Origin of the sequence: Candidatus Thiosymbion oneisti (assembly GCF_004359955.1) — a bacterium.
Taxonomy (GTDB): domain Bacteria; phylum Pseudomonadota; class Gammaproteobacteria; order Chromatiales; family Chromatiaceae; genus Thiosymbion; species Thiosymbion oneisti.
Map to the genome: position 1 here is coordinate 1 of NZ_SMSC01000137.1, position 568 is coordinate 568.

Sequence of the window (568 nt, forward strand, 5' to 3'; positions counted from 1 at the left end):
CGGATCGTCCTGGCTCTTGTTCTTCTCGAGTTCGTCGTCGGCTTCGAGGAACTGTTCTTGCGCGCCCCGATCCGCCTGGCCGGGAATCAGCCGGGGCTTCTTGTACACGTAGCCCAACCGGTGCAGTACCGCGGTCATCCCGCTCTCGGTGTAGGACACCCCCAAGGTTTCCTTCACCCAATGGGCTACCGCTTTCGCCGAGAGGTACAAATTTTCCTGCAGGTGAGCATCCACCAGGACCAGTTGTTTTTCCGTGAGCCAGCCTGGGCTACCGCCGACACCTTCACCAATCTGGCTTAATCCTTCCAGGCCATCGGTACGATAACGCTTGAAATAATTGCGTACGGTGTTGGGATCGACCCGCAGCACGTCTGCAACGTCCTCCGGGCTCCAGCCTGTAGCCAGGGCCAATATGGCCTTGAGGCGATCAGCCTCACGCTTGTCATGCGTACGACGGTGTGCCTCTTCCAGTTCGGCATGTTGGCCGGTGGACAGGTTGTAATCGAGCATGGCACCCATAATGCAGGATTTTTACACGGTTACACAGGCTTCTTCAATGAAAAAATGA

At 56.7% G+C, this 568-nt stretch carries 1 protein-coding gene; it reads right to left on the reverse strand.

Going from position 1 to position 568, the window contains the following annotated elements:
* Positions 1–519, reverse strand: a 519-nt coding sequence (locus E1958_RS19775; protein ID WP_133513386.1) for a helix-turn-helix domain-containing protein, incomplete at its 3' end; no start/stop codon positions are given.
* Positions 520–568 lie beyond the last annotated feature (49 nt).